At 67.2% G+C, this 6,159-nt stretch carries 8 protein-coding genes; 4 read left to right on the top strand and 4 right to left on the bottom strand.

What is annotated here, in order from left to right; genetic code table 11:
• Nucleotides 1–195: 195 nt before the first annotated feature.
• Nucleotides 196–1,002 (bottom strand): LysR family substrate-binding domain-containing protein, encoded by an 807-nt coding sequence (locus AC6CHP_RS17505; RefSeq protein WP_188729178.1) that lies wholly within the window; start codon nt 1,000–1,002, stop codon nt 196–198.
• Here AC6CHP_RS17505 and AC6CHP_RS17500 point away from each other — a divergent pair.
• A complete protein-coding gene (locus AC6CHP_RS17500; protein ID WP_104186612.1) occupies nt 1,001–1,405 on the top strand; it encodes a DUF5997 family protein in 405 nt (134 codons plus the stop codon). The two genes, AC6CHP_RS17505 and AC6CHP_RS17500, sit on opposite strands and share 2 nt — an antisense overlap.
• Before the next feature lie 31 nt (nt 1,406–1,436).
• Here the strand turns inward: AC6CHP_RS17500 and AC6CHP_RS17495 are convergent, their stop codons facing one another.
• Entirely contained in the window at nt 1,437–1,817 is a 381-nt protein-coding gene (locus AC6CHP_RS17495; RefSeq protein ID WP_498231292.1) for a VOC family protein, read from the bottom strand.
• Nucleotides 1,818–1,971: 154 nt separating this feature from the next.
• On the opposite strand from AC6CHP_RS17495, the gene AC6CHP_RS17490 reads away from it, so the two are divergent.
• A complete protein-coding gene (locus AC6CHP_RS17490) occupies nt 1,972–2,574 on the top strand; it encodes a hypothetical protein (protein WP_188728494.1) in 603 nt (200 codons plus the stop codon).
• Between the two features lie 60 nt (nt 2,575–2,634).
• Complete coding sequence (locus tag AC6CHP_RS17485) at nt 2,635–3,243, top strand: DUF6919 domain-containing protein (protein ID WP_498231290.1); 609 nt, start codon at nt 2,635–2,637, stop codon at nt 3,241–3,243.
• A 63-nt stretch (nt 3,244–3,306) separates the two neighbouring features.
• Here AC6CHP_RS17485 and AC6CHP_RS17480 read toward each other — a convergent pair whose 3' ends face one another.
• The gene (locus AC6CHP_RS17480) at nt 3,307–3,789 is read right to left on the bottom strand and encodes a pyridoxamine 5'-phosphate oxidase family protein (RefSeq protein WP_188728490.1); all 483 of its coding nucleotides are present in this window, start codon (nt 3,787–3,789) and stop codon (nt 3,307–3,309) included.
• A 111-nt stretch (nt 3,790–3,900) separates the two neighbouring features.
• Nucleotides 3,901–5,289, bottom strand: coding sequence for a flavin monoamine oxidase family protein (locus AC6CHP_RS17475; protein WP_498231300.1), 1,389 nt, complete (start codon nt 5,287–5,289; stop codon nt 3,901–3,903).
• 139 nt (nt 5,290–5,428) lie between these two features.
• Here AC6CHP_RS17475 and AC6CHP_RS17470 point away from each other — a divergent pair, with 139 nt between their 5' ends.
• The gene (locus AC6CHP_RS17470; RefSeq protein ID WP_498231298.1) at nt 5,429–6,127 is read left to right on the top strand and encodes a TetR/AcrR family transcriptional regulator C-terminal domain-containing protein; all 699 of its coding nucleotides are present in this window, start codon (nt 5,429–5,431) and stop codon (nt 6,125–6,127) included.
• The last annotated feature ends 32 nt before the right edge of the window (nt 6,128–6,159 follow it).

Genomic DNA, 6,159 nt, shown 5'->3' with positions numbered 1-6,159 from the left:
TCCGAAGGCCAACACGCCGCCACCGACGTCAAAGACCGCACCACCGACGCCGCAGGCAACGTCAAGAACACCTAAATTGTGTGGATAAGAAAACAGGCCGGCTCCTTTCGGAGCCGGCCTGTTGCCGTTAACGCTATGAGTGCTGCCTGCACGGGCTGGCGCCTGCCAGCCCGCGTACGTATGGGGCGAACCAGGCTACCGCTTGCCCTTCTTCCGTGAACCCTTGCCCCGCCCCTTGTCCGGGTTCGGCGCGTACCGCTGGGCCACCTTGGGCGCCTTCTTGGCCCCGGTACCCCGACGGTCCGGTTTGGGCTCTTTCTTGGTTTTCACCGGCTGGGCCGACGGCTGGCGGGAGCTTTGCGCAGTCCGTCCGCGGACAATCCCGATGAACTCCTCAATCACTTCATCCGTTGAATCCGAGGCCCACGCCACGGCGATCTCCGTGCCGGGGGCACCGGTGAGCCGCCGCGCCACGGTGTCCTTGACGTTGAAGTGGCGGGCGACGGACATGGGGAGGATGGCCAGTCCGGCGCCCGTGGCCACCACCTGCAGCGCGGGCCCGGGGCCTCCGAGTGCAGCCACGTCAAGGAAGGACTCCTGTTCCAGGTCGGCCAAGGCCACTTCCTCGAACACGGAAATCTCATGGCCCTTGGGCGCCACCACTACCGGCTGCTCCTCGTACAGCGGAATGACGCTGAGGCCTTCGCGCTCCACGGGGAGCCGGACGAAGCTGAGGTCGGCTGAACCCTCGCGGAGCACCTCAACCTGCGCGCCGTCGTCGGACATAAACGCCTGCAGCGGTACGTCCGGCATCCGCTCTTCCCACCGCCGGATCCATTTGCCCGGGGTTACCCCGGCCACATAGGCAATGCGGAGCAGGCGGGGGGCGGTGTCTTCCGCCTGCCCGGCCGGCTGGTCCTGGTCACCGGGACCGGTTGTCTGGGGGATGTCGTGGGAGGGCACGTCTTCACAGTACCGTCCGCCCGGATACCCTTGAAGCATGACCTCTGCGAACTCCCAGTCCATGAAGCCGGCCACTGTTGCCAAGAAACTTGGCATCTATCTGCCCGCAACACCGCAGGAGTTCCAGGATTCGACCATCACCCGCGCCGAGTTCGCCGAACTGCAGGCCAACCCGCCGGAATGGCTTGCCGAGCTCCGCCGCAACGGCCCGCACCCCCGCCCGGTGGTGGCGCAGAAGCTGAACGTGTCCATCAGCGGCCTGGCGCGCGGCGGCGTTGAGGACGCGCTGACGACGGCGGAGATCACCGCGCTGCTGCAGGCTCCCCCGCAGTGGCTGGTCACCGAGCGGGCCACGCATGCCGCCGTCCGGGCCGAGGCGCAGCGCGTCAAGGAAGAATCCGCGAAGAAGGACGCCAAGAAGGCCCGCGCCAAGGCCGAGTAGGCCCGCTCGAACCGCAACGGTCCCGGGAGGCTCAGTCCTGGTGCAGCTGGATGTAGTTGCCGCAGCCGTCGTCGAACACGGCGCTGATCCCGGAGGGGTCCTCGGCCGGCTCGCCCTTGAAGCTGACCCCCGCCGCCAGCAGCCGCTCATACTCCGCCCGCACGTCCGGCACGCCGAAGACAATGGCCGGGAGCCCGGCGTCGTGCACGGCGTTCATGTACGCGGCGCCGATCGGGTTGTCGCTGGGCTCCAGCAGCAGCCCCACGGAGCCGGCGTCCGAGCCGGGGTCCTTGATGATGTACATGTTGTGCTCGGGCATGGCCATCAGCGTCTCGAAGCCCAGCGTTCCTGTGTAGAAGGCGTGGGCGGCGGCGGGGTCCTTGACGTGGATGCTGCACATTTTGAGTCTCATGGACCCACGGTACGTGGCGTTCAGCCCTCCGGAAAGATGCCCGTTCCGGCCCCGGCCGTCCGGACCATTGACCGGCCATCAGGAACGGGGTGGAATGGAATTACCAGCCCGGGATTCCGCGGCCCGGGCACGCGCTGGAAGTCAGGTGTCGGCCATGGGGGAAGGATTCTTCGAGGGTCTGGTCCAGGGGGCCTGGGCCCTGCTGCTGTGCGGCCCGGTGCTGGTGGCCAGTGTTGCGGCCACCGTCTTCGTGGTCCGGCGCCGCGCCCTTGCCGGAGGAAACGGGCCAACTGAGCGTTCGGACCAGCTGTTCTGGGACCTGTTCCTTGGGGCAGCCGTTGCTGTTCCCGCCTTGCTGATCCCCACGATGGTCTCGCCGTGGACAGGCCTGTTCCTGGGAGCAGCCGGCATTGCCGCCGGCGTGGCCGCCTACCGGGGGACGCCGAAGTATCTTGCGCGGCGTGCGGCGCGCGACGACTACCGGGCGGTGGAGTCCGCGCACCTTGCAGCGCAGGCCCGGCACGACGAGCTGATCGCCCGGTGGCGGCGGTATGAGCTGGATCCGGCCTGCTCCATTGATTATCCCGCGCTGACGGACGTCCGGACCCCCGAGACCTCGGCCCTTATCAAGGCCATGCGGCAGGCTGACGAGCTGCGCGGTGCGCCCCACCGGGGATATCCCGACGCCGTCACCAGCCTGGGTGCCACCCTTGCCGCTGCTGAGAAGGCAGCGGGCGTCCCGGCGGAACAGGCGTAGACGTTACCCGCTGTGTCGCAGGCCGTGGAACGGGTAACCCTGCGGCGATAACATCCAATGATGGATCCCCAGGAGTTGCCAACCCATGACCAGTTCGGCCGGCGGCTGGAGGACCGCGGTGCCTGGCGGCAGGCCACCACCCTGGCTGCGGCCGGCGAACTGACTGCCCGCTGGCTGGAAGGCGAAAGCCAGTACCAGCCCGGAACCTTCGCCCCCGGCTTTGACGACGAAACCCGGCCGATTGCGTCTTCCCTCGCGGAACTGAACCGCAACGGACTCTTCACCAAGGAGTCCCAGCCCGGCCTCCGCCCGGGTCCGGCGGCGCAGCGGCAGTACGTGACGGGGTTCTGCTCCGCGGCCGCCGCCTCAGCCCTGATCGGCCTGTCCTCCCGCACGGAGCTGGTCACCGTGGCGCACGCCCCCGGCGAGTCCAGCAGCGCCGCGATCCCGGTGACGCTGGCAGGCACTGAAGTCACCACGGTGCTGGGTTCCAGCGAGAATCCGGTGGACGAGGAACAGATCCGTGACTGGGCCGAGGAAACCAACGAATCGCTGGCGCTGCTGCTCGCCGACTCCTGGTATCTGGAGGTCTTCGACCCCGCCTGGGGCAGGAATGACCTGCTGCTCCCGGAGGTGCTGGCCGCCCTCTCAGCGGTGGAGCCCGGTTAAGGGCACACAGCAGAAGGGCGGGGCGGCCTCAGCCGCCCCGCCCGTCGAATTCGCTGGCAGGCCCTAGAGGTCCACCGTGCCGCTCTCGCCGACGCTCATCTGGCTGTTGGTGACCTTGGACTTGACCCACTGGAGCACCGTGGCGGCGGTGCCGCCGGGGCTGGTCCAGTATTCTGCCGAGTCCGAGTCAACGCGGAGCAGGCACACCTCAGGGGTGTCCGGACCGTCCGGGAACCATGCTTCGACAGCCTGGTTCCACATTTCGCGGATCTTCTCCCGGTCCGTGACAACCTCGGCCGTGCCCGCAACGGAGACCCATTCGGTGTTCTTGCCAAAGGAGACGTTGACGCGGGGGTCCGCCCGGACATGGGCCACCTGCGAGGTGCCAAGGCCCGTAAAGAACCACATGTCGCCGTCGTCCTTCACGTCCTGGACAGCCAGCGGCCGGCTCACGAGGGCGCCTTCTTCGTTGATGGTGGTCAACATCCCGATGTGGGAACCGTTGATGATGTCCGTAACCTTGCTGATGCTCTCAGTGTCAGTCATATCTCACCTCGTTCGTCTGCGTGCGGGGGAACTCCCCACGGGCCAGCCTATTGGTAAGCATGCTTATTTTCCAGCCCGGAAGGGCCTGTCCGCCCTGCGCTGAAACCGGGGTCAGGCTCCGGCCGGGACGGCCACGCGGGCCGCTTCGAGGATCCGGGCCGCGGTGTGCCGGCCCATCCGAATGGCTCCGTCAACATGCTGGTAGCCTTCGGCGGCCAGGTCGGAGGAGGACCAGTAGATGGGACCCACCGGGGCATGCTGGTCCTTGCCGTAGCGGTGCAGGCCGCCGAGGTCGTAACTTGAGGCGTAGGCGCCGCGGGTCCACTCCTCGGAACCCCAGTCCGATTCGTAGTACACCTCCGGTTCCAGCGCCTCGGCGCCGAGGAACCCGGCAATGGACTCCAGGATGGCGCGCCTGCGCTCTTCGGCACCCAACTCGAAGACGGCGTCGGCCTTCTCATCCGAGACGAACCCCACCAGGGTGCCCCTGGTGTCGCCGAAGTTGGTGTTGTCGTACACCTCCTGGACCAGGGATCCGGCGCCGAAGCAGGTACCGGACAGTCCGGAGTTCCGCCAGAACGGGCGGCTGTAGACGGCGTGGACCTTGATGACCAGGCCCAGCGACTGGTGCTGGTGCATCTGGTGCTGGCGGCGGGGCAGCGGCGGGTTGAAGGAGACGCGTGAATAGAGGTTGGGCGGCACGGCCATGATCACGAACCGCGCGTTGACGGTTGCCCCGTCCGAGACCACTTTGACGCTGTGGCCTTCGGTGTCCGGCTCCCAGTTGATGGTGCGCACCGGGGAGTTAAGGACGACGTCGTCCCCCAGCTCCTGCGCGAGCAGCAGGGAGACCTGCTGCATTCCTCCCACCACGCGCCGGTCCAGGATGAAGTCTTCATCCGTGAGGTGGGTAAAGGACCCCGCCGACGCCGCCATCAGCACGGCCTGCAGGGCAGAGAAGGCGTGGGCCGGCTTGGTGAGCATGCCGCCGGCGATGAAGAGGCCGATGTTGTTGCACGCTTCCTCATTGGACGAGTGCTGCCGCAGCCAGTGATGGAAGGAGATGGTGTCCAGCTCGCGCGCCTTCGGGTGCGCCCATGGCTCGGTGGCTCCGATTTCCGCTGCAAGCCCGTCCAGCAGTGCGGTCAGTTTGTCCATCTCGGCCTTCGTGTCCGGGTCCACGGGGAACGAATCGCCGGTGTAGCGCACGGGGACCCCGTCCGCGCCGATGTACATCGACTCGCCCTCGCGGTACCGGGGGTAGGTCTGCAGGCCCAGTTCGTCCAGGAGTTCCAGGAGTACGGTCTGGTCCGGCGAGACCCACTGGCCGCCGATCTCCAGCATGGCGCCGTCAACCGTGCCGGTCCAGGTGCGGCCGCCCACGCGGTCCCTCGCCTCGAGCACGGCAACGGTCAGGCCGGCCTTCTTCAGTTCACGGGCTGCGGTGAGTCCGGACGGCCCGGCTCCAACGACCACGACGTCGCGGTTCAGGTTCAGCATGATGTCCTCTCTTTGGTCCTGCCAGGTGACGGGAACCACTAAATGAATGGCATTCATTTATTAGAACTATAGCCGGTCCTGTCATGGACGGGAAGTGCCCGGTGGAATAATGCTGGAGACCACCGACGAAAGGGCAGGCATGCCGGCAGTATCAGCCACTCAGGGGCGCCCCGCGGGGAGTGCCGGCACCCAGAGGCGAAGGGCCGGCAGGCCGTCGGCCGCCGTCCTGGACAAGGCCGGAATCACCACGGCGGCACTGGAGCTGATCAACCGCAAGGGATATGACGGCCTCACCATGGCCGCACTGGCCAAGGAACTGGACGTGGCGCCGTCGGCCCTCTACAACCACGTGGCAGCCAAGCGGGACGTCCTCCTCCTGGTGGAGGACCACCTCACCTCACTGGTGGATGTGTCCGGCTTCGGCTCGGCACCGTGGGAGGAAGCCGTCCGCGGCTGGGCCTGGAGCTACCGGAACGTCTTCGCCGAGCACACGCCGCTCATCCCGGTCATCGCCGTCCTTCCGGTGACTGACGCGCCGCAGACCCTGGCCATGTACGAGACCGTCAGCAAGGGATTCCTCGACGCCGGATTCCCGCAGGAGCGGATTGTCTCCTCCATCGTGGCCCTGGAATCCTTTATTTTTGGCTCCGCCTATGACGTGACGGCGCCGGCCGATATTTTCGAGTCGGGCTCCATGGCGAAGGCAACGCCGCACTTCACGGCTGCCGTGCGGAGCGCAGAGGGACAGGTGGACGGGCCGCCCGCAGACGCGGCGTTCAGCCTGGGGCTTGAGGCGCTCATCGCAGGACTGGGCGCCCTGCGGGAGCAGCGGGATTAATCCAGCCTCCCCACAACATTCCCCGGTGGAAT

Source organism: Pseudarthrobacter sp. GQ63 (assembly GCF_059758765.1).
The sequence above is the reverse complement of the archived record's forward strand: the minus strand, read 5'-3'. Positions and strand labels throughout refer to the sequence as shown.